We start from the raw sequence: 22,203 nt of genomic DNA on the forward strand, positions 1-22,203 counted from the left end.
CGCTTCACCCTCCGCCACCGGCAATCGCCTAAGTGCCCGAGGGAGCCGCTCATCATACAGCAGTTTTCAGGGCCGTCAACACCTTTTCACACCCCGTTTCCTGCCTCCCCGCCACCGTTCAGCTCGCGCCTCACCGCCAGCGGGCCGCGCATCTTACAGCAACTCCCCAGACCGTCAACCGCCCGCTGAAAACCGCCTCCAATACGCCCCCGCAACCACTCACATCCCGATGCGGGGCGCGCATTGTGCACAGCCATTCCGGCTTTGGGAAGGGAGCATGACGAAATTGTTTCAGGGCCGCGGCGGCGGCCCTCTCGTATCCGCTCCCGGACAACCGCAACGCGCGTGCGAGGACGCGCGTTGCGGCACTCAGGCGGCGACCAGGCGGACGCGGGCGAAGTTGCGCTTGCCGACCGCGAGCACGCCCTCGAAACCGGGCGCGAACACCCGCTGCGCGTCCTCGACAACTTCGCCATCGATGCGCACCGCGCGCTCTTTGAGCTTGCGGTTGGCCTCGGAGTTGCTCGGGGTCAGCCCGGCAACGGTCAGCAGCGCGGCGATCCGCAACCCTTCCGCCGGCACCGCGACTTCATTCAGCGGCAGCTGCGCGGTGTCGCCCTGGCCGCGAACCGCGGCGTTCCAACCCGCTACCGCCTGCTCGGCGGTGGCGGCATCATGGAAGCGCGCGGCCAGCTCGCGCGCCAAGCGCAGCTTCACGTCGCGCGGATTGAGCTGGCCGGCGTCGATTTCCCGGCGGAGACTCGCGGCCTCGGCGACGCCGATCTCGAAGCTGAGCAGCTCGATCCAGCGCCACATCAGCGCGTCGTCGATCTTCATCGTCTTGGTGACGATCTCGATCGCCGGCTCGTCGATGCCGATGTAATTGCCCAGCGACTTGCTCATCTTCTGCACGCCGCCCAGCCCTTCCAGCAACGGCATCGTCAGCACGATCTGCGGTTTCTGGCCGTGGTGCTCCTGCAGGCCACGGCCCATCAGCAGGTTGAACTTCTGGTCGGTGCCGCCGAGCTCGACATCGGCCTTGAGCGCCACCGAGTCGTAGCCCTGCACCAGCGGATACAGGAATTCGTGGATCGCTATCGACTGCTGGGCGGCGTAACGCTTGGCGAAGTCGTCACGCTCGAGCATGCGCGCGACGGTGTGCTGCGCGGCGAGGCGGATCATGTCGGCAGCGCCCATCTTGCCGAACCACTCGGAGTTGAAGCGCACCTCGGTGCGCTCGCGATCGAGCACCTTGAACACCTGGTCGGCGTAGGTCTTCGCGTTGGTGAGCACGTCCTCGCGGGTGAGCGGCTTGCGGGTGACGTTCTTGCCGGTCGGGTCGCCGATCATTCCGGTGAAGTCGCCGATCAGGAAGATCACCTGATGGCCGAGGTCCTGGAACTGCCGCATCTTGTTGAGCAGCACCGTGTGACCCAGGTGCAGGTCCGGCGCGGTCGGGTCGAAGCCGGCCTTGACCCGCAGCGGACGGCCTTCCTTGAGGCGCGCTTCGAGTTCGTCTTGCTTGAGGATTTCGTCGGCGCCGCGGCCGATCAGTTCGAGGGAAGCTTGGATGGACAAGGCGGACTCTCTACGGGCGTTCTACAGGGGCCGGACCGTCGACCTGAATGCGACGACGGACACAGATGCAGGTTAAAGGGGCGTTAACACTCGCCAGCTCCAAAAACCCTATTCAGCTCAAGGGTTTGACGCGTGTTGCTCGCGTGACTATGGTACCCCCGACACGCCACCTTCACAGCTTCCGCAGGGGGAGACCACGTCCATGACTGTACCGGGTTCCGGCGCCAGCCGGCGCGAGCGCCTGAAGGCCCTGCGCGAAGCCGCCCTGCACCGCCCGGTGCTGGCCCGTCACCTCTCCGACGGCTTCAATGGCCGGTGGTCGCGCCGGCAATGGGCGACGGCGAGCCTGTTCGCATCGATGGGACTGCTGGTGGCGGCGATCGTGCCGGGATTCAGCACCGACGTCACCGCGCCGGCGCACGCGCCGCGCCAGTCGATGGCGCTGGCGCTGCCGCCGCTTCAGGTGCGCTCGCCCGAACAGGCGCGTGGCGACAGCTGGCAGATCGTCACCGTGCAGTCCGGCCAGACCCTCGGTGAACTGTTCGAGGCCAACGGCATTCCCGCGGCGACCCTGCAGCTGATCCTCGCCCAGCCCAGTGCGAAGGAAGCGCTCGGCCGCCTGCGTCCCGGCACCCAGCTGGCGTTCGACCTGCCGGTCGACGGCGGACTGCGCACGTTCCGCTTCGATCGCGACGATACCCATCGTGTCGAGCTGCACATCGACGGCGACTCGATCAGGGAGACCGTGATCGAGCGCCCGGTCGAGACCCGCACCGTGGTCGCGACCGGAGAGATCACCAGTTCGCTCTATGTCGCGGCGCGCAAGGCCGGGCTGTCGCCGGCCGCGATCGCGGTGCTGACCGACGAGATCTTCCAGTACGACATCGATTTCAACACCGACATCCAGCGCGGCGACCGTTTCAGCGTGGTGATGGACGAGAACTGGCGCGAGGGCGAGCGGATCGGGCGCGGCAAGATCCTCGCGGCGACCTTCACCACCGGGGGCAAGACCTATTCGGGCTTCCGTTTCGAGCGCGGCGACAAGGCCGAGTATTTCAGCGCCGACGGCCGTCCGCTGAAGAAGAGCTTCATCCGCATGCCGATCCCGTATGCGCGGCTGACCTCCGGCTTCGGCGCGCGCCGCCATCCGGTGCTGGGCAAGGTCCGCCAGCACAAGGGCGTGGACTACGGCGCAGGTACCGGCACCCCGATCATGGCCGCCGGCGACGCCCGCGTGCAGTTCGTCGGCTGGAAGGGCGGCTACGGTCGCACGGTGGTACTCGACCACGGCCGCGGCTACACCACGCTGTACGCGCACATGTCGCGCTTCGGCAAGTACAAGGCCGGCCAGCGCGTGCCGCAGGGCTCGGTGATCGGCTACGTCGGCAGCTCCGGACTGGCCACCGGTCCGCATCTGCACTACGAATTCCGCATCAACGGCGTGCACCGCAATCCGCTGTCGGTGACGATGCCGCCGCCGGAGCCGCTGCGCGGCGCCGCCCTGGCCGAGTTCCGTGCCCAGACCGGCCCGGCGCTGGCCCGCATCCAGCAGGTCGAGCGGATCATCTACGCCGACGTCGGCGGCGAAGCGGATGGCAGCCAGGTCGCGACCGCCGAGCCGGCCGGCCGGGGCAAGAAGGGCTGATCTTCCCGGGTGCCGGTGAACCTGGCCGATGATCGGTCCGGCTACCGGAAACGTCGCTGAAGCCGACCTGGTCCCCGCCGCCATGGCGTAAGCGTAAGCTGCGCGCATGGCGACCGATTCCCACCTGTTCATTGGCCTGATCTCCGGCACCAGCGCCGACGGCATCGACGCCGCGCTGGTCCGCTTCGACGCTTCTCCCGACGGCGACAAACATGCCCGCTGCCGGCTGGTCCGTGGCCACAGCCACGCCTGGCCGGCGCCAATGCGCGCGCGGCTCGTCGAGATCGGCCAGGGTGCGAGGATCGACTCGCTCGACGAGATCGCGACCCTCGACGTGCAGGCCGGCGAAGCGTTCGCCGAAGCGGCACTGGCCCTGATCGATGCGGCCGGACTGTCGGCCGACGCGATCACCGCGATCGGCTCGCACGGACAGACCGTGCGCCACCGGCCCGCCGGTGCGGCATACGACGGCCGGCACCCGTTCACCTGGCAGATCGGCGATGCCCACGTGATCGCCGAGCGCACCGGCATCGCCACGGTCGCCGACTTCCGGCGCCGCGATCTCGCCGCCGGCGGCCACGGCGCACCGTTGCTGCCGGCGCTGCACAACGCGCTGCTGCGCGCGCCGGACGAGGACCGCGCAGTGCTCAATCTCGGCGGTATCGCCAATCTGACCCTGCTGCCCGCCGATCCGGACGCGGCGGTGCGCGGCTTCGACACCGGCCCCGCCAACTGCCTGATGGACGCCTGGTGCCTGCGCCATACCGGGCGCGACTACGATGCCGGCGGCACATTCGCGGCGGATGGCAGCCCCGACGGCACGCTGCTGGCGCGACTGCTCGACGAAGCCTGGTTCGCCGAGCCGCCGCCGAAGAGCACCGGCCGCGAGCAGTTTCACCTCGACTGGGTGGCCGCGCGCCTGTCGGGCGACGAGCGTGCCGAGGACGTGCAGGCGACGCTGCTGGAGCTGAGCGCACGCACGATCGCCGATGCGCTGCGCGCGACCCAGCCCGGCACCCAACGACTGCTCGCCTGCGGAGGCGGCGTGCACAACCCGCTGCTGATGGCACGGATCGCCGCGCACCTGCCGGGCGTGCGGGTGGAATCGACCGCGGTGCACGGCGTCGATCCGGACCTCGTCGAAGCGATGGGTTTCGCATGGCTGGCACGCCAGACCCTGGCCGGGGGGGCCGGCAACCTGCCCAGCGTCAGCGGCGCCACCGGGCCGCGCGTGCTCGGCGTCGTGCATCCGGCCGCCCGCTGAAGACTGGTCGCGGGTGACCCGCGCCGGTCGCGATCGGCCGTCGACGGTCAGTCGTCTACTTTCGACGAGGCCTCGTCGAACAGGCCACGCGGGAGCGATACCGTCTGGTCGGGCGCTTTCGGCGGCGGCGGCGGTGGCTCCACCCGTCCGATCTTCGCGAAGCCCGGATCGCTGGGGACCTGCTCCATCGCCGCGATCGCCTCCTGCAGCGCCCGCGCGTCGGCATCGTCGAACGACCGCGAGAGCTCGCCCTCGCAGACGTACAGACCCTGTTCCAGTACCTGCATCAGCGCGACCTGCAAGCTCCAGCCGTGCGCATCGGCGACACGCTTGATGCGTCCCATCAGCACGGCGTCGATGTCGCGAAGGATGATGTCGCTCATGGCTGGACCGCTGACGACGGAGGAGCTCACGCTGCGCCCGCCTCCCCGGCGGACCGTGGCCGGCGCTTGGCCACCAGTATGCACAACAGGACCGCCGGCAGGCCAACCAGGGCGGTACCGGCGAAGAACAGCGAGTAGGCCTCCAGCAGACTGCGCCCGACCTCGAGCTGCTCGACCGCGACCCCGGACAGCCCCTTCAGCACCTTGCCGGGCAGCGCATAGAACGAGCTCAGCAACGCGTACTGGGTCGCGGTATAGCCGACGCTGGTGAGGCTGGACATGTAACCGATCAACGCCACTCCCGCGTAGCCGCTGCAGAAATTGTCGATCACCATCGCTGCGGTGAACACGCCGGCGTCGGCGCCGTGCAGCGCCAGGTACGAGAAGGCGAGATTGGATCCGGGGCCGAGTACCGCGCCGGCGATCAGCGTCGGCATGAAGCCGAAGCGCACCGCACTCAGCCCCGCCGCGGCGATGCCGACGGTGGTCGCGACCAGGCCGATCGAGCCGCGCACCGCGCCGACCGTCTCCTTGTCGATCCCCAGATCGGCATAGAACGGGTTGGCCATCGGCCCCAGCAGGAAGTCCGGCAGCCGGTACAGGCTGATCACCAGCAGCATCAGCAGCGCCCAGCTACCGTGCTCGCGAAAGAACACCACGAACGGGGCGATCAGTGCGTCGTAGAGCCCCCGCGGCGTGAGCAGCATCGGATGCGGCGCGGCCGCGGCAGCCATGCTGGCGGCCGGCTCGCGCGCGGACAGAGTGGCCGCGACACCGACCGCCATCAGCAGCGCCATCACCTCGTACGACACCACCCAGCCGACATGGGCGGCCAGGATCAGGATCAGCGCGTCGGTGACCAGCAGGGCGCCGCGATAGCCGAGCGTCGCGCTCGAGGTCAGCAGGCCCTGCTGTTCGTTGCTGTCCGCGCTCTCGATGCGCCAGGCATCGATGACGATGTCCTGGGTCGCCGATGCGAACGCGACCACCAGCGCCAGCGCGCCGAACACCAGCAACTGGTCGAGTTCGGTGCCGAACAGCAGCAGCATGCCTTTTCGGGGCTGCACGAGCGCCATCCCGATCAGCGCCGCCGCGATCACCAGCTGCGACAGCAGCATCCAGCCGCGCCGGCGCCCCAGCCAGCGTCCGAACAGCGGCGCGTCGAGCTTGTCGACCAGGGGTGCCCACAGGAACTTCAGCGAATAGGCCAGGCCGACCCAGGACAGGAACCCGATCGTCGACAACTCGATCGCGTTCTCGCGCATCCAGAAGCCGAGGGTGTTGCCGACCAGGTAGATCGGGATGCCGGAGCTGAAGCCCAGCAACAGCATCACCAGCACCTTCGGCTCGCGCAGGCGTGCGAGCACGTCGCGCCAGCCCGAGCGGCGCCGCCCCGTCGTGCCGGCGCCGCTCGACGGCACCGCGGAAGCGCCGCTCACCCGGCCAGCTCCCCGTCGAATTCCACCGTGAACGGGGCGTGGTCGGAGAAGCGCGGCTCGCGCGCGATCGAGCAGGCCTTCAACCGCTTTGCCAGCGCCGGGGTGACCAGCTGATAGTCGATCCGCCATCCTACGTCGTTGGCGCGGGCGCCGCCGCGGTTGCTCCACCACGTGTAGTCCTGGCCCTCGGGATGCAGCGCGCGATAGGCATCGACCCAGCCGCCCTCACGGCCGTCGGTGCCGTCGCTGCCGCCATCACGGCCGATCTGCGCGTTCAGCCATTCGCGCTCGGGCGGCAGGCAGCCTGAGTTCTTCTGGTTCGATTTCCAGTTCCTGATGTCCAGCGCGCTGCGCACGATGTTCCAGTCGCCGCACAACACGTAGTCTCGGCCGCTGGCCAGCCATTGGTCGAGGATTGGCCTGAGCCATTCCATCACCTCGAACTTGAAGCCCTGCCGCAGTTCGCCGGAGGAGCCTGAGGGGATGTAGAAGGAGACCACGCTGAGGTTGCCGTAGCGTGCCTCGATGTAGCGGCCCTCGTCGTCGAACGGCGCCCAGTCCAGCGCGGTGCGCACCTCGTCGGGCTCGCGCCGGCTGTAGATCGCGACGCCGCTGTAGCCCTTCCTGGTGATCGCGTCGCGATAGAAGCAGTGATGGCCGTCGGGACGGAACATCGGGTCCGCGAGTTGCGATTCCTGCGCCTTGGTCTCCTGCAGGCACAGCACGTCGGCGTCCTGCGCGCGAAACCAGTCCAGGAAGCCCTTGCTGGCGGCCGAGCGGATGCCATTGGCGTTGAAGCTGATGATTTTCATTGAAGCGAGTGCTGAGGGCTGAAGGCTGAGAGCGTAGCCCATCCGTGGCGGGGGCGTTCCACGAGCGGGTTATGCTTCCAGCCCCGCCCCTCGACTCTCAGCCCCGTGTCGTACAAGTCCCGCTTCCTGCACCTCGCGCTGCGCGCCCAAGCGCTGCGCTTCGGCGAGTTCACACTCAAGTCGGGCCGGCAGAGCCCATATTTCTTCAACGCCGGGCTGTTCAACAGCGGCGCGGCACTGGCGGGGCTTGCCGCCTGCTATGCCGACGCGATCGACGCGCGCGCCGCCGACGGCACGATCGGGGACTTCGACCTGCTGTTCGGTCCTGCCTACAAGGGCATCCCGCTGGCCACCGCGCTGGCCTGCGAGTACGCACGCCGGGGTCGCGACCTGCCGGTCGCGTTCAACCGCAAGGAGGCCAAGGCGCATGGCGAGGGCGGCACCCTGATCGGCGCACCGCTGGATGGCCGGCGGGTGCTGATCGTCGACGACGTGATCACCGCCGGCACCGCGATCCGCGAGGCGCTGGACATCATCCGCGCCGGCGGCGGGACCCCGGCCGGGATCGTGATCGCGCTGGATCGGCAGGAAGCCGTCGACCCGGCCGTGTCCCGACGCTCTGCGGCAGAAACTGTCGCGGATGAGCAGGGCCTGCCTGTGATCAGCGTCGCCGGGCTCGACGACCTGTTGGACTTCACGGGCGACGACGACGCCCTGGCCGCCGAGCGCGGGCGCCTGCTGGCCTACCGGGACGCCTACGGGAGCCTCACGCCACGCTGACCGGCGCGGTCGCAAGCTCTTCGCGGGCTTGGCCCGACTCTTGCGTCATGAACGAAAGATGACCATGGACGAACGGGGTCCGCCATGAACACGATCCGTCGCCGGATCCGCGACGCACGCGCACTGCCGGCGATCGCCGCCGGCGCTCTGCTGCTCGCGGCCGCCCCGGTCGCCGCCCAGAGCAAGGGCGGCGCCGGCGGCAACAAGAAGCTCTACTGCTGGGAGGAGAGCGGTCGCAAGGTCTGCGGCGATGCCCTGCCGGCCAGCGCGGTCGACAGCGCGCGCACCGAGATCAGCGTCAACAGCGGCATGACCACGGCCACCGTGGGCCGTGCGCTGACCCAGGAGGAGCGTGCCGCCGCGGCCGAGCAGGAACGCGCGCACCAGCTCGCCGAAGCCCGGCTGGCCGCCCAGGCCCGCCGCGAAAAGGCGATGGCCGAGTCCTATGCGACCGAAAACGACCTGCGTCGCGCCTACCAGAACCGCATCGTGCTGCTCGACGAAACCGTCAAGGCCTCCGAGCTCGGCATCCAGGGCCTGCGCCAGAGCCTGGTGACCCTGCTGCGCCGCGCCAGCGAGACCGAGCTGGCCGGCAAGCCGGTCGACAAGGCTCTGGCCGGCAACATCCAGGGCCAGCACCAGGAACTGCTGCGCCAGCAGGACATGCTGACCCAGCAGGAGCAGGAGCGGCGCGACGTCGAGGGCGAATTCGAGGCCGCACTTGCCCGCTATCGCGAACTGAAGGGAGCGGCCGAGGGCTGACCTGACAGCGGCAGGAGCGGCGCAAGCCGCGGCTGGCTTTCATGGAAAGCTTCATCGCGGCTTGCGCCGGTCCGGCGGGCTTCCTGCATTCCGAGTCCGGATCCAACCTAGAACGGCAGCTTCAGATCCGGCTTCAGCGCGAGCAGCTGCGTGCGGAACGCTGCCTGGATGCGGTTGAGCGCGGCCTTGTTGTCGGCATCGAAGCGCAGCACCAGCACCGGCGTGGTGTTGGACGCACGCACCAGGCCCCAGCCGTCGGGCCAGTCCACGCGCAGGCCGTCGATGGTCGACAGTCGCGCGCCTTCGAAGTGGGCCTGCTCGCGGAACGCGTCGACGAACGCATGCGGATTGCCTTCCGGGGCCTCGACCTTGATCTCCGCCGTGGATACGCCGTCGGGCAGCTCCGCCAGCGCCTGGCTCGGGCCGTCCGGGTGCATCGCGAGGATCTCGAGCAGGCGCGCCGCGGCGTAGATGCCGTCGTCGAACCCGTACCAGCGCTCCTTGAAGAAGAAGTGGCCGCTCATCTCACCGGCCAGTTCCGCATCGGTTTCGCGCATCTTGGACTTGATCAGCGAATGACCGGTCTTCCACATCAGCGGGCTGCCGCCGTGGCGGAGGATGTGGCCGGGCAGGCGGCCGGTGCACTTGACGTCGAAGATGACCACCGCGCCCGGATTGCGTTCCAGCACGTCGGCGGCGAACAGCATCAGCAGGCGGTCGGGGAAGATGTTCTGGCCTTCGCGGGTGACCACGCCGAGGCGGTCGCCGTCGCCGTCGAAGGCGATGCCGAGATCGGCCTCCAGGCGGTCGACCATCTTGATCAGGTCGGCGAGGTTGTGCGGCTCGCTCGGATCGGGATGGTGATTGGGGAAGGTGCCGTCGATCTCGCAGTACAGCGGCGTGACCTCGGCGCCGATCGCCTCCAGCACGCGCGGGCCGAGTTCGCCGGCGACACCGTTGCCGGCATCCACGACGACCTTGAGCGGGCGCTCGATCTGCACGTCGGACGCGACCCGTTCGACGTAGTCGTCGTTGATGTCGCGCTGCTCGAGCCGGCCCGGCGCGGGCGCGGTATGCAGGCGGTCCTCGGCGATGCGTGCGTACAGGTCGGTGATCGCGTCGCCGGACAGGGTCTCGCCACCGACGACGATCTTGAAGCCGTTGTAGTCCGGCGGATTGTGGCTGCCGGTGACCGACACGCAGGAGCCGGCACGCAGGTGGTAGGCGCCGAAATAGGTCAGCGGAGTCGGCGCCAGGCCGATGTCGATCACGTTGCGGCCGGCCTTGCGAAGACCGGCGATCAGGCCTTCGCTCAGCTCTGGACCGGACAGGCGGCCGTCGCGGCCGACCACGATGTCGTCGTGGCCCTGCTCGTGCATCAGCGAGCCGATCGCATGGCCGACCAGCTCGGCGATGCCGGCGTCGAGCGACTGCCCGACGATGCCGCGGATGTCGTAGGCACGGAAGATGCCGCGGTCGATGGCGACCTGGGCGGTGGGGGTTCGAGCGTCGTTGTCGATGACGGATACCTGCTGGGTGGGAGTGGGCGGGGGCGCTGGCGCCTGCTGCAGCGACTCGGCCAGGGTCTGCTCGGAGGCCGGCTCCTCCTCCTCGCCTTCGGCAGGCTTGCGGCGGCGCGCGAACTTGTCGGCGTAATTCGCCAGCACGGCCATCAGCAACAGTACGCCGGCGAGCATGAAGCAACGCGGACCGTCGAGGCCGAACGGGCCGCCGGCAACGTCCGGCACTGCGGCGGCGACACGCCACTCGCTGTCGGGAATGCGTACGGCGAGCGCCTCGGCGCCGCTGTCGAGCCCGCTGTCGCCCCGCTCGACCACGCTGAGCGAACCCTGCCGCAGCGCGAGATAGGTGTCGTCGGCCACCGCCGCCTGTTCGATCGCGTTGCGGATCGGGTCGAGCGGCAGCTGCACCGCGGCCACCGCGACCAGGCGGCCGTCCCCGTGCACCGGCGCGGCCATTTCCAGCCGCCGCGTCGCCGCGTCGCCGACGATCCACGCGACGGGGCGGTTCTGCGCGATCGCCGCCTCCAGTGCGGCCAGACGGCCGTAGCCGCCGCTGCGCGCACCCTCGGCGGTCAGCACTGCGTAGGCATCCTGCAGGCTGGGCGCGAATACCCGCGCCTCCCTGGCCTCCGGCCAGCCCTCCGCAAGCCGGGTGCCGGCGGTGGCGAAATCGCCGGCCGCCAGCGCGGCGCGCACGTCGGTCTTGGCCAGCTGCGCCGCCATCCGCTTGTACTCGCCGCCCAGCGTGTTCTGTACCGCCTGCGCGACCGAGTCGCGCGCGGCCTGCAGGCCCTCGCGTCGGCTGCTGTCCTGGTGCAGTTGCCAACCGCACCACGCGAACCATCCGGCCAGCAGCAGGCAGGCCACTGCCAGCACCCGCTGCAGCAGCCTGCTCTGTTCGGCCGACAGCTGCGGCCGCTCGATCTTCAGATCCACCATTCCATCCTTCCCCTTGAAGCCTGTCGCTCCGCTAGCGCACGCCGGTATGGCCGAAGCCGCCGGCACCCCTTGCGCTGGCTTCGAATTCGTCGACGACCTGCAGGCTCGCACGCACGATCGGCAACATCACCAGTTGCGCGATGCGGTCGCCGGGTTCGATCGTAAAAGCCTGCCGGCCGCGATTCCACACGCTGATCATCAACGGCCCCTGGTAGTCGGCGTCGATCAGCCCGGTTCCGTTGCCGAGCACGATGCCGTGTTTGTGACCCAGTCCCGATCGCGGCAGGATCACCGCGCACAGGCCCGGGTCGCCGATGTGTATCGCCAGCCCCGACGGCAGCAGCGCGGCATCGCCCGGCGCCAGCGTCAGCGGCGCGTCGAGCGCCGCGCGCAGATCGAGGCCGGCACTGGCCTCGGTCGCATAGGCGGGCAGCGGCCAGGCGTCGCCGAATCGCGGGTCGAGTATTTTCAGCTCCAGGGTGTGACGCATCGGATGTCCGGTGTCCTCGGGCGGTGGGATCCCGGGCAAGCTCATCCCGGAGTGGCTGTCTGCGGCCTCGGGTGTGACGCAAGTTTCGTGCCCCGGCGCGATCATGCGCCCGGCCGCGGATCCGGAAGGTGTTCCAGCACCAGGTCCAGCAGCCGGTCGGCCAGTTCGGTCTTGGTGGCCGGACCCAGCGCGCGCTCGCCGTCGTTCCAGAACACCGACAGTGCGTTTTCATCGCACTCGAAGCCGCTGCCGGCGACGCCGACGCGGTTGGCGGCGATCATGTCCAGGCGCTTGTTGGCCAGCTTGCCGCGCGCGTACCCCTCGACGTTGTCGGTCTCGGCGGCGAACCCGACGACCATCCGCGGACGCTGCGCCGGATGCGCGGCGACCTCTGCCAGGATGTCCGGGGTGCGGACCAGCTCGAGGGTCAGGGTATCGCTCCCCGGGCGCTTCTTGATCTTGCTGGCGGAGGCCTCTCGCGGGGTGAAGTCGGCCACCGCCGCGGCACCGATGTAGACGTCGGCCGGCAGCGCGGTCATCACCGCCGCATGCATGTCCGCGGCCGAACGCACGTTGATCCGGGTCACCGCCTCCGGCGAAGGCAGCGACACCGGCCCGGCGACCAGCACGACATCGGCGCCACGACGGGCCGCAGCGGCGGCGATCGCGAATCCCATCTTGCCGCTGCTGCGGTTGCCGATGAAGCGGACCGGGTCGATGTCCTCGTAGGTCGGACCGGCGCTGACCAGCACGCGCAGGCCGGCCATCGACGCCGCCGGCGTGGACTGTCCGTGATGCGCGGCCATCGCTCAGGCCCCTTCCCGCCGCATCGCGTCCGCCAGAGCGGCGACGATCTCGTGCGGCTCGCTCATCCGACCGGGACCGGACTCGCCCTCGGCGAGCGGACCGTCGTTCGGACCGACCACCCGCACGCCGCGGCCACGCAAGGTGTCCATGTTGGCCCGGGTCGCCGGATGCTGCCACATGCGATGGTTCATCGCCGGCGCGACCGTCAGTGGCGCGGTGGTCGCCAGGCAGAGGGTCGTGACCAGGTCGTCGGCCATGCCGTGGGCCAGCTTGGCGAGCGTGTTGGCGGTGGCTGGCGCGATCACCACGTGATCGGCCCAGCGCGCGAGCTCGATGTGGCCCATCGCGGCCTCGGCGGCCGCGTCCCACAGCGAGGTCCGCACCGTACGTCCGGACAGCGCCTGGAAAGTCGCCTCGCCGACGAAATGGCCGGCATCGGCGGTCATCGCCACCTGGACCTCGGCACCGGCGTCGCGCATACGCCGCACCAGCTCGGCCGCCTTGTAGGCGGCGATGCCGGCGCAGACGCACAGCAGCACGTGTTTTCCGTCCAGGACAGCGGACATCGGGTCGGAAATTTCCTAGGCGAAACCGGGCGTTTAGCTTACCCGATGCCAGGTGATTTTCCGGCTGCGCCGCGCCCCGCGATCAGGTGGAATGGCCTTGTGGCGGGGTGGCCGGCATCTCCGGACCGGTCCGCGGACTTTCCCCAACGCGGGCCGGGCGCCGGCTCACCGCCACTCCCAGGACTGGACACCTGCCCAAGGACGGGCCCTATCAATGCATGACGCGCTTCAGGATCCAATCGCCAACCCTCCGCTGCACATCCGTGACTGGCCGGCCGCCGAACGCCCGCGCGAGAAGCTGCTCGCCCGAGGTCCGGGCGCGCTGTCCGACGGCGAACTGCTGGCCATCTTTCTCGGCTCCGGTCTGCGCGGACAGGATGCGGTGACCACCGCGCGCCAGCTGCTCGCCGCCCACGGGCCGCTGCGCCGGCTGCTGGAATGCGCTCCGCCCGAATTGGCGCAATTGCCCGGACTCGGGCCGGCCCGGGCCTGCAAACTGGCCGCCGCCCTGGAGCTCGCCCACCGTCACCTGTCGGCCGAGCTCGAGCGCGGCGAGACGATGAGCGATCCCGGCGCTGCGGGCCGCTACTTCGCGCAGCGCCTGCGCGGGCGGCCGCACGAGGTGTTCGCGGTCCTGTTCCTCGACGCCTGCCACCGCGCGCTGGCGTTCGAGGAAATGTTTCAGGGCACCCTCGACGGTGCCGAGGTCCATCCGCGCGAAGTGGTACGACGGGCGCTGGCCCACAACGCGGCGGCGCTGATCGTCGGCCACAACCACCCCAGCGGCAATCGCGAGCCCAGCGCCGCCGACCGCGCGGTCACCGCACGGCTCAAGCACGCACTGGCGCTGGTCGATCTGCGCCTGCTCGACCATTTCGTGATCGCCGACGGCCCTCCGGTCTCGCTGGCCGCGCGGGGCTGGGTCTGAAGCTGAACAGCCATCACCCTCAGCCGCTGCGCCAGGGATCCGAAGACTGTCGCGAACCGGGCACTGGACAGTGGCTCCCCATGCGTGCCGCCTCCGTCCATGTCCGGATACTCTTTCCCCACCGGGGTCGAAAGGCCGGCCGACCGGTTGAGGCGAGTGGCCGTCCGCGTCGAGGATTGCCGGAATCGGACGCGGCCACGGCGGAGCGGCCCCGCGGGCAGCCGCCTTCCGGTCAGCCGCCTCCAGCATCCGGCGCGCGGAAGGGCGCACCGGGAGGCCCGGCCCTCCCGAGACCGGACTGCCGCGTCAACCTTGCCAGCCCACGACTCCGTGCGCCGGCGGCTTCCCCCCTGCGCGGGACACTGTCGACTGAACCGCCCGGCCGTCGCGCCATATCCCAACGGCCGCATGCCGCCAGAACCGGCAACCCGCGTGTTGCCGCTCGCGTACAATGCGCGGTTCCGCAACGCACCCGGAAATGCCCGTGAAAGCCGCCCTCCGCGCCCTGGTCGCGCAGGCCATCGACGCCCTGCGCACCGCCGGCACCCTGCCGGCCGATCTCGCCACGCCCGACTTCGTCATCGAGCGACCGAAGACCCGGGCACAGGGCGACTTCTCGACCAATGCGGCGATGCTGCTGGCCAAGCCGGCCCGGTCCAACCCGCGCGCGATCGCCCAGGCCATCGTCGATGCACTGCCGGCCAGCGGCACGATCGCCGGCGTCGAAATCGCCGGCCCGGGCTTCATCAACTTCCGCATCGCCGAGGCGGCCTGGCGCGATGCCGTCGGCGAGGTGTTCGCCGCGGGCGAGGCCTACGGCCGCAACGACGCCGGCCGCGGCCACACCGCCGGCGTCGAGTACGTCTCGGCCAATCCGACCGGCCCGCTGCACGTCGGCCACGGCCGTGCCGCGGTGATCGGCGACTGCATCGCCCGCGTGCTTGCCGCCAATGGCTGGGACGTGAAGCGCGAGTTCTACTACAACGACGCCGGCGCGCAGATCAACAATCTCGCGATCTCGGTGCAGGCACGCGCGCAGGGCCGCGGCCCGGACGATGCCGGCTGGCCGGAGGACGGCTACCGCGGCGACTACATCAAGGACGTTGCCGCGGCCTACCTGCGCGGCGACAGCGTCGAGGTCGAGGGTCATGTCGTCACCGGCGCGAAGGATCCGGACGATCTGGACGCGATCCGCCAGTTCGCAGTGGCCTACCTGCGCCGCGAGCAGAACCTCGACCTGGAAGCGTACGGCGTCGGCTTCGACGTCTATTTCCTCGAGAGCAGCCTGTACACCGACGGCAAGGTCGAGGAGACCGTGCGCGGGCTGGTCGCCGGCGGCCACACCTACGAGGACGGCGGCGCGCTTTGGCTGCGCAGCACCGACTTCGGCGACGACAAGGACCGCGTGATGCGCAAGTCCGACGGCACCTACACCTACTTCGTGCCGGACGTCGCCTACCATCTGTCGAAGTGGCAGCGCGGCTACGAACGCGCGATCACCGAGCTGGGCGCCGACCACCACGGCAGCCTGGCCCGCGTGCGCGCCGGCCTGCAGGCCCTCGACAAGGGCATCCCGCAGGGCTGGCCGGAGTACGTGCTGCACCAGATGGTCACCGTGATGCGCGGCGGCGAGGAAGTGAAGCTGTCCAAGCGCGCCGGCAGCTACGTGACGCTGCGCGATCTGATCGACGAGGTCGGACGCGATGCGACCCGCTGGTTCCTGATCGCGCGCAAGCCCGACTCGCAGCTGACCTTCGACATCGATCTGGCGCGCAGCCAGTCGCTCGACAACCCGGTCTACTACGTCCAGGTCAGCCATGCGCGCATGTGCGGACTGATGCGCCAGCTGGCCGAACGCGGACTGGAGTTCGATCGTGAACAGGGCCTGCTGCAGCCGCTGGACCTGGACGATGACGCCTGCCATGAGCTGGTCGCCGCGATCGGCCGCTACCCGGACGTGGTCGAGAGCGCCGGCCGCGACCTCGAGCCGCACCAGCTGGCCGCCTATCTGCTCGAACTGGCGCAGACGTTCCAGACGTACTACAACGACCACCAGTTCCTGGTCGAGGACGCGGCGACCCGCAATGCGCGCCTGGTGCTGGCCCTCGCAACCCGGCAGGTGCTCGCCAATGGCCTCGGCCTGCTGGGCGTGAGCGCTCCCGAGGTGATGTAAGCCGACCGTGCCTCGCATACACTGACCGGAAAACCGCATTCCGCGATAGGCATCACATTTCGACCGGCAGCCCACGATGCCGGCAGCGACAGCTACGAGGTTGATCACACGGTGGCAGCACGACGCAACAAGTCCCAGGCCAAGCGCAACCAGAGCAACGGCCTGCCCGGCTGGGCCTGGATGGTGCTCGGCATCCTGCTGACCCTGATCGTGGTCCTGGTCGCACCCGGCTACCTGAAGTCCGACGGCGACGGCTTCTTCCGCCCGCAGCCGAACCCGGACGCGCAACCCGCGCCGGTATCGAGCGCCGACGACGAGATCGCGGCGCCGCGAAGCAGCGGCGAAGCAGCGGCAACCGGCGAGGCGCCGGCCACGGACGCAAAGGGCGATGATTTTGCGTTCTACGACATGCTCACCGGCAAGGAAGTGCCGATGACCGATGCCGAGCTGGCCGCAACCGAACGGGCCGAGACCGAGCGTCGGGCGGCACTGGAACGCGATCGTGCGCTACGCGCGCTCAATGGCGAGTCCGACGTGCAGGTCGCATCGACCGATCGCGCCCTGCCGCGCCCGGTCGATGCCGACACGGGCACGACATCCGCTCCCGAGCGTCGCGAGCCGCCGGCACAGCCGGCGCGCGAACCGGCGACAGCCCGGAATACGGCACCGACCGTCGCATCGACGACGGCCGGCAATACGGCGACCGCAGCCGGTGCGGGCGACGGCAGCCGCTACATTCTGCAGGCGGGTGCCTTCCAGGCCTCCGGCCAGGCCGAGGAACTGAAGGCACGCATCGCCCTGTTGGGTCTTGGCGCACGCGTCGAGTCGGCGCAGATCAAGGGCAAGACCGTCTACCGGGTGCGGATGGGGCCGTACGGCACCGCGAGCGATCTGGCCGATGCCAAGCGCAAGCTCGCCAACGGCGGCCTCGACGCGCTCGCGATCAAGGTGCAGTAGCCGGGCAACGGCCTGCATGCGGTAACGGCCGCCGCGCCAGACCACAACGGCCGTCCTGACAACCATGCGGCCCGGCCACTGTCGACCGGCCACGGAGCGACCCGGCATGGGCGCGGTTCTGCCTCCCGGGCATCCCGTCGGAAGTCCGGCGAATCCGCGGCGACCGGACAGGCGACGCATCGCTCCGGTCGTCCGAAATCGTGTACGGGTCGCGGACGCATGCCCCGGGGCGCGCCTAGACTCCGCAGGCAGCGCACGCCGACCGCGTGCCCGAATCCTGGCCGGGGAGCCGATGGACAAGCGACTGGACAAACGACATCTGCTGGCCTGCATCGCGGCGCTTGCGATCATGCTGGGTTTCGATCTGGCCATCAGCCTCAGCGGCCGTGCGCTCGATCTGCCCACGGACACCGGCTGGGGCACGGTTCCGATCGCCGGCCTGCTGGTGACCGCGCTGGCAATGGCCGTCGGCGGCTGGATCGCCCGCCGGGGCTTCAGGCCGCTGGCGGTGCTGCTGGCCGCGGCGCTGTGGCTCAGCGTCGTGTCGGTGATCGGCCTCGGCGCGCTGTCCGCCGAAGACGGACCCGCGTTCGGCCTGGGCGACGTGCTGAGCCAGTACGCCCTGGCGATGGTACTGAGCCTGCTGGCGGCGTGGCTCGGCGCCGTTCTCGGCGAGCGGGTGGCTGCACAGCGCTTCGAGCCCGCGGCCATGGCGCAGGGGTGAGCGGCAGCGCAACCGACGGGCCGGTCGCGGCCTGGGCCGCTCCTGCGAAACCGGAGGCGCTGCGCGGTCGACGGAAGCCCGGGCGGCGAGCTCACTCCGACAGTGAAAACACGCCGCGGCCAGAACGCAGCTTCATCCCTCGCGGAAGGGCGTAAGCCGGTACGGGATTTCGCGGGAAGGCCCGATCGCGGCTTGCGCCACCCCTACGAGCGCTCCTGCGGCCTGCGCTTGAGCACGATCAGCGCCGAGGTGTCGGATTCGCCATGGCCGCGCTCGACCAGTTCGGCATAATCGGCGACCGCCTGGTCGATCGTCGCGGTACGGACGCCGGCCTCGCGGGCGATGCCCTGCACGATCCGCAGATCCTTGAGCATGTGCACCGACTTGAAGCCGGGCGCGAACGCATCGCGCATCATCGTCGCGCCGCGCTTGTCGAGGAACCAGTTGCCGGCGGCACCGGCCATCAGGGTCGGCAGCAGGCGATCCGGGTCCAGCCCGAGCTTCTCGGCCAGGGCGAGGCCTTCGCATACCGCCTCGTTGATGCCGGCCACCAGCACCTGGTTGACCGCCTTGGTGGCCTGGCCGGCGCCGGTATCGCCCATCAGGCTGACCCGCGCGGCATAGGCCTCGATCACCGGCCGCGCCTTCTCCAGCGTCTCCGCCGCGCCGCCGACCATCACCGAGAGCTTGCCGTTGCGCGCGCCCTCGACGCCGCCGGACACCGGCGCATCGAGAAAACCGATGCCCTCGGCCGCCAGCAGCGTGGCGACCCGGCGTGCGGTCTGCACCGACACCGTCGAGTGGTCGATCACGAGCGCGCCAGTCTTCAGCACCTTCGCCAGCGCGGTCGCGTTCTCGATCACGTCCGCATCCAGCGACACGCACATCGCGACCACGTCGCAGTCGGCGAAGTTGTCGGCCGAGCGCGCGGCACGCACACCGAGCTCGGCGGCCAGCGCATCGGCCTTGGCCTGGGTGCGGTTGCCGACCACGGTCAGCAGACCGGCGCTGTGCAGGTAGCGGGCCATCGGTGCGCCCATCGCACCCAGTCCGATGAAGCCGGTCTTCAGTGCGGTCGTGGAATTCTCGGTTGCCATCTCATACGTTCCATTCGAAAACGGTCAGCCGCGATGCGCCGCTGACGTGAAGTGGGTCGGACCCGGCCAGCGCACGGGCTTCTTCAAGGTCGCAGGCGCGCAGCACATAGGCGCCGCCGCTGCCGTCACCGAACCCGCCCGCCAGCTGCAGCCGCCCCTGCCCGCGCAGCCGGTCGAGGAAGTCCCGGTGCGGCCCGATCACCGCCGGATCGAAGTCCGCAGTCCGCATCGCGAGCACCAGGAAGTGCTTCCCCCGGACAGCTTCGTCCATGCCCGTCTCAGATCGCGCGACCGACCGCGGCACCGCCGTCGTCCAGATAGGTGTAACCGGTGAGCCCCGCCTCCAGCGCGGCCAGCAGCTGCGCCGCCTCGTCGGCCGGCACGTGCGCGTCGGCGACCCGGGCCTCGTATGCCGCACGCAGCGCGTCGAGGCGGTAGCCGACATAGTCCAGCATCACGTCGGTGGTGTCGCCGCGGCGCTGCTGGGTGATCCGGTAGCCGCGCGGATCGCCGGCATCGACCCTGACCTCGACCGCATCGGTGTCGCCGAACAGGTTGTGGATGTCGCCGAGGATCTCCTGGTAGGCGCCCACCAGGAAGAAGCCGAGCCGGTAACTCTGGCCATGCTGCAGCGCGTGCAGCGGCATCGACGTGTTGAGCGTCTCGTTCTCGACGTAGGTGTCGATGCGGCCGTCGGAATCGCAGGTCAGATCGGCGATCACGCCACGCCGGGTCGGCACCTCGTCAAGGCGTTCGATCGGCACGATCGGGAATACCTGCTGGATCGCCCAGACGTCCGGCATCGACTCGAACACGCTGAAGTTGACGAAGTACTTGTCGACCAGCCGCTGGTTGAGTTCGTCCAGCACCGCCTGGTGACTCTTCTCGCCCGGGTTCAGTTGCGCACGGACCGCATGGGCGATCGCATAGAACAGGTCGTCGATGCGGGCCCGGTGGACCAGGTCGATCTGGCCCAGCGCGTACAGGCTCAGGCCCTCGCTGTGGTGGTGCTGGGCCTCGTGGAACAGCTCCACCGCCGGACGCTGGCCGAGTTCGGCGTGGACTTCGCGCAGATGGCGGATCACCGCCGGCTCGTCGTCGTGCGATTCGGGCACACGGCCCTCCGGCGCCTGCTCGACCTCGGACACGTTCGCGACCAGCACCGCGTGATGCGCGGTCATCGCACGGCCGCACTCGGTGACGATCCGCGGTGCAGCCAGCCCGTACTCCTCGCAGGCCTCGGCCAACGGCTGCACGATGGTGCCCGCGTACTGGCTGGCGCCGTAGTTGATCGAGCAGTAGCTGCGCGAACGGGTGCCCTCGTAGTCGATGCCGAGGCCACCGCCGACGTCCATGTAGCGCACGTTCGCGCCAAGCACGGAGAGCTCGACGAAGTAGCGCACCGCCTCGCGCATGCCGCTGGCGATGTCGCGCACGTTGGAGATCTGGCTGCCCATGTGGAAATGCAGCAGGCCGAGACAGTCGGTCATGCCGGCGTCGCGCAACGATTTCCACAGGTCCAGCACCTGCCGCGGCGACAGTCCGAACTTGGCCTTGTCGCCGCCGCTGTTCTGCCACTTGCCGGCGCCGAGGCTGGCCAGCCGCATGCGCACGCCGATGCCAGGCTGCACGCCCAGCTCTTGCGCCTCGGCCATCACCAGCGGCAGTTCGGAGGGCTTCTCGATCACGATCCAGGTATCGAGACCGAGCTTGCGGCCGATCAGCGCCAGGCGGATGTATTCGCGGTCCTTGTAGCCGTTGCAGACGATCAGCCCGCCGGGGCGCGAGAGCGCCATCACCGCCATCAGTTCGGGCTTGCTGCCGGCCTCCAGGCCGAACCCGTCGCCGCTGTGCGAGGCCAGGGTGCCGGCAACACCTTGGTGCTGGTTGACCTTGATCGGGTACACAGCGGTGTAGCCCCCGGTGTAGTTCCAGTCGGCCATCGCCTGCGCGAACGCCGCCTGCAGGCGGCCGAGCCGGTCACCGAGGATGTCCGGGAAGCGCAGCAGCAGCGGCAGCTTGGCACCGTTGCCGCGGGCCTCGTCGACCAGCGTGGCCAGCGCCACCGCCGGCCCGCCGTCGCGCTGCGGGCGCACGGTGACGCGGCCGGCGTCGTCGACGTCGAAATACCCCTCGGCCCAATGGGGGATCGAGTAGGTCTTGCGAGCCTGATCGGCGGACCAGCGGGACAGCGACGGAGACATCGGCGGAACACCGGTTGCGGGGGACGCGCATTCTACAGGCGCCGGCGTGATGGGGCGTGCCGCCGGGGCGGCCCGGTCATGCCGCGGTCACGGCGGTGAGGTGGCGCTCGGCTACAATTCGCGGCCTCACGCGGCCCGCCCGGGCCGCCCCGGCCAGACCGGCCCGTCCGACCCTTGCGTCCGGGCGCCCGGTCAGCCCCCTGTTTGGCTAACCGCGGGACGCACCGGCATGAACGACAACGGCACCTGGCACTACGAGAACTTCGACCCGACCGGTTCGGCGATCGGCTATCGCATCACCCGCAAGCTGGACGAGGTGCAGTCGCCGTTCCAGAAGATCGAGATCTTCGAGAGCACCGACTGGGGCAACCTGATGCTCATCGACGGCGCGATGATGCTGACGACGAAGGACAATTTCCTCTATCACGAGATGATGTCCCATCCGGCGCTGTTCACCCACGCCGATCCGAAGCGGGTGGTGATCATCGGCGGCGGCGATTGCGGCACGCTGCGCGAGGTGCTCAGGCATCCTGGCGTCGAGAGCGCGACCCAGTGCGACATCGACGAGCAGGTCACCCGGATGGCCGAGAAGTGGTTTCCGGAACTGTGCGAATCCAATGCCGATCCGCGCGCGGAACTGCTGTTCGACGATGGCGTCGCCTACATGGCCAACTGTCCGGCCGGCAGCGTCGACATCGTCATCGTCGACTCCACCGACCCGGTCGGCCCGGCCGAGGGACTGTTCAACAAGGCCTTCTACGAGAGCTGCTTCCGCGCACTGAAGGACGACGGCATCCTCGTCCAGCAGTCGGAATCGCCGCTGATGCTGCTGGACCTGATCAAGGAGATGCGCGGCGAGATGGGCAGGGCCGGCTTCGCCAGCTTCAAGACCCTGCCGTTTCCGCAGCCGTGCTATCCGACCGGCTGGTGGAGCTGCACGCTCGCGCGCAAGCGAGGCGGCTTCGACTTCCGCGCCGACGATGCCCGCGCGAAGACGTTCGAGACCAGGTATTACACCGCCGACATCCACACCGGCGCGCTGGCGACGCCGCCGTTCATCGCCACAGCACTGGGCGAGTGACTCTCGGCAGCCCGGCTCCGACAGCACGGCACCGGGCCCCGCCACGCGCGG

18 protein-coding genes and 1 pseudogene are annotated in these 22,203 nt (G+C 69.6%); 9 read left to right on the forward strand and 10 right to left on the reverse strand.

The annotated features are described in order from the left end of the window. Positions 1 to 369 precede the first annotated feature (369 nt). Entirely contained in the window at positions 370 to 1,578 is a 1,209-nt protein-coding gene (tyrS, locus tag L3V18_RS13540; protein WP_237055734.1) for a tyrosine--tRNA ligase, read from the reverse strand. Positions 1,579 to 1,780: 202 nt separating this feature from the next. Here tyrS and L3V18_RS13545 point away from each other — a divergent pair, with 202 nt between their 5' ends. Then, positions 1,781 to 3,223: a M23 family metallopeptidase gene (locus L3V18_RS13545; RefSeq protein WP_237055735.1), complete on the forward strand. Its 1,443-nt coding sequence runs from the start codon at positions 1,781 to 1,783 to the stop codon at positions 3,221 to 3,223. Positions 3,224 to 3,329: 106 nt separating this feature from the next. Then, positions 3,330 to 4,487: an anhydro-N-acetylmuramic acid kinase gene (locus L3V18_RS13550; RefSeq protein WP_237055738.1), complete on the forward strand. Its 1,158-nt coding sequence runs from the start codon at positions 3,330 to 3,332 to the stop codon at positions 4,485 to 4,487. 47 nt (positions 4,488 to 4,534) lie between these two features. On the opposite strand, the gene L3V18_RS13555 is transcribed toward L3V18_RS13550, so the two are convergent. The 3 genes from L3V18_RS13555 to L3V18_RS13565 are packed head-to-tail and all read right to left on the reverse strand — an operon-like array spanning position 4,535 to position 7,121. Next, positions 4,535 to 4,870 (reverse strand): hypothetical protein, encoded by a 336-nt coding sequence (locus L3V18_RS13555; protein ID WP_237055739.1) that lies wholly within the window; start codon positions 4,868 to 4,870, stop codon positions 4,535 to 4,537. Positions 4,871 to 4,896: 26 nt separating this feature from the next. Next, on the reverse strand, positions 4,897 to 6,309 hold the full coding sequence (locus tag L3V18_RS13560; RefSeq protein WP_237055741.1) for an AmpG family muropeptide MFS transporter: 1,413 nt from the start codon (positions 6,307 to 6,309) through the stop codon (positions 4,897 to 4,899). Then, positions 6,306 to 7,121 carry an exodeoxyribonuclease III gene (locus tag L3V18_RS13565; RefSeq protein ID WP_237055743.1) on the reverse strand — a complete coding sequence of 272 codons (816 nt, stop codon included), beginning with the start codon at positions 7,119 to 7,121 and terminating at the stop codon, positions 6,306 to 6,308. The genes L3V18_RS13560 and L3V18_RS13565 overlap by 4 nt, the downstream gene beginning before the upstream one ends. 105 nt (positions 7,122 to 7,226) lie before the next feature. Between L3V18_RS13565 and pyrE the strand changes: the two genes are divergently transcribed. Both pyrE and L3V18_RS13575 read left to right on the forward strand, forming a co-directional pair. Continuing rightward, the gene (gene pyrE, locus L3V18_RS13570) at positions 7,227 to 7,901 is read left to right on the forward strand and encodes an orotate phosphoribosyltransferase (protein WP_237055746.1); all 675 of its coding nucleotides are present in this window, start codon (positions 7,227 to 7,229) and stop codon (positions 7,899 to 7,901) included. 84 nt (positions 7,902 to 7,985) lie between these two features. Beyond that, positions 7,986 to 8,663 carry a hypothetical protein gene (locus L3V18_RS13575; protein ID WP_237055748.1) on the forward strand — a complete coding sequence of 226 codons (678 nt, stop codon included), beginning with the start codon at positions 7,986 to 7,988 and terminating at the stop codon, positions 8,661 to 8,663. Positions 8,664 to 8,770: 107 nt separating this feature from the next. Here the strand turns inward: L3V18_RS13575 and L3V18_RS13580 are convergent, their stop codons facing one another. The 3 genes and pseudogenes from L3V18_RS13580 to coaBC all read right to left on the reverse strand — a co-directional run bounded on the left by L3V18_RS13580 (position 8,771) and on the right by coaBC (position 12,988). Further along, positions 8,771 to 11,122 (reverse strand): phosphomannomutase/phosphoglucomutase, encoded by a 2,352-nt coding sequence (locus tag L3V18_RS13580; protein ID WP_237055750.1) that lies wholly within the window; start codon positions 11,120 to 11,122, stop codon positions 8,771 to 8,773. Positions 11,123 to 11,156: 34 nt separating this feature from the next. Next, entirely contained in the window at positions 11,157 to 11,615 is a 459-nt protein-coding gene (gene dut / locus L3V18_RS13585) for a dUTP diphosphatase (RefSeq protein WP_237055751.1), read from the reverse strand. 101 nt (positions 11,616 to 11,716) lie between these two features. After that, positions 11,717 to 12,988 (reverse strand): annotated as a pseudogene (gene coaBC / locus L3V18_RS13590) (bifunctional phosphopantothenoylcysteine decarboxylase/phosphopantothenate--cysteine ligase CoaBC). 253 nt (positions 12,989 to 13,241) lie between these two features. Here coaBC and radC point away from each other — a divergent pair. The 4 genes from radC (at position 13,242) to L3V18_RS13610 (ending at position 17,770) form a co-directional block, all read left to right on the forward strand. After that, positions 13,242 to 13,916 carry a RadC family protein gene (radC, locus tag L3V18_RS13595; RefSeq protein ID WP_425493538.1) on the forward strand — a complete coding sequence of 225 codons (675 nt, stop codon included), beginning with the start codon at positions 13,242 to 13,244 and terminating at the stop codon, positions 13,914 to 13,916. Positions 13,917 to 14,400: 484 nt separating this feature from the next. Continuing rightward, positions 14,401 to 16,089 carry an arginine--tRNA ligase gene (gene argS, locus L3V18_RS13600; RefSeq protein ID WP_237055753.1) on the forward strand — a complete coding sequence of 563 codons (1,689 nt, stop codon included), beginning with the start codon at positions 14,401 to 14,403 and terminating at the stop codon, positions 16,087 to 16,089. 111 nt (positions 16,090 to 16,200) lie between these two features. Further along, positions 16,201 to 17,046, forward strand: coding sequence for an SPOR domain-containing protein (locus L3V18_RS13605; RefSeq protein WP_237055754.1), 846 nt, complete (start codon positions 16,201 to 16,203; stop codon positions 17,044 to 17,046). A 292-nt stretch (positions 17,047 to 17,338) separates the two neighbouring features. Beyond that, complete coding sequence (locus tag L3V18_RS13610; protein WP_237055755.1) at positions 17,339 to 17,770, forward strand: hypothetical protein; 432 nt, start codon at positions 17,339 to 17,341, stop codon at positions 17,768 to 17,770. Positions 17,771 to 17,973: 203 nt separating this feature from the next. Here the strand turns inward: L3V18_RS13610 and L3V18_RS13615 are convergent, their stop codons facing one another. From L3V18_RS13615 to speA, 3 genes are read right to left on the reverse strand one after another with little or no spacing between them, the layout of a single operon-like run. Next, on the reverse strand, positions 17,974 to 18,867 hold the full coding sequence (locus tag L3V18_RS13615; protein ID WP_237055757.1) for an NAD(P)-dependent oxidoreductase: 894 nt from the start codon (positions 18,865 to 18,867) through the stop codon (positions 17,974 to 17,976). A 1-nt stretch (position 18,868) separates the two neighbouring features. After that, positions 18,869 to 19,138, reverse strand: coding sequence for a YciI family protein (locus L3V18_RS13620; RefSeq protein ID WP_237055759.1), 270 nt, complete (start codon positions 19,136 to 19,138; stop codon positions 18,869 to 18,871). Between the two features lie 7 nt (positions 19,139 to 19,145). Beyond that, complete coding sequence (gene speA, locus L3V18_RS13625; protein ID WP_237055952.1) at positions 19,146 to 21,059, reverse strand: arginine decarboxylase; 1,914 nt, start codon at positions 21,057 to 21,059, stop codon at positions 19,146 to 19,148. A gap of 241 nt (positions 21,060 to 21,300) precedes the next feature. Here speA and speE point away from each other — a divergent pair, with 241 nt between their 5' ends. After that, positions 21,301 to 22,152, forward strand: a complete 852-nt coding sequence (gene speE / locus L3V18_RS13630; RefSeq protein WP_237055761.1) for a polyamine aminopropyltransferase — start codon at positions 21,301 to 21,303, stop codon at positions 22,150 to 22,152. Positions 22,153 to 22,203 lie beyond the last annotated feature (51 nt).

The organism is Marilutibacter chinensis (assembly GCF_021725675.1).
In the GTDB taxonomy this organism is placed as follows: domain Bacteria; phylum Pseudomonadota; class Gammaproteobacteria; order Xanthomonadales; family Xanthomonadaceae; genus Marilutibacter; species Marilutibacter chinensis.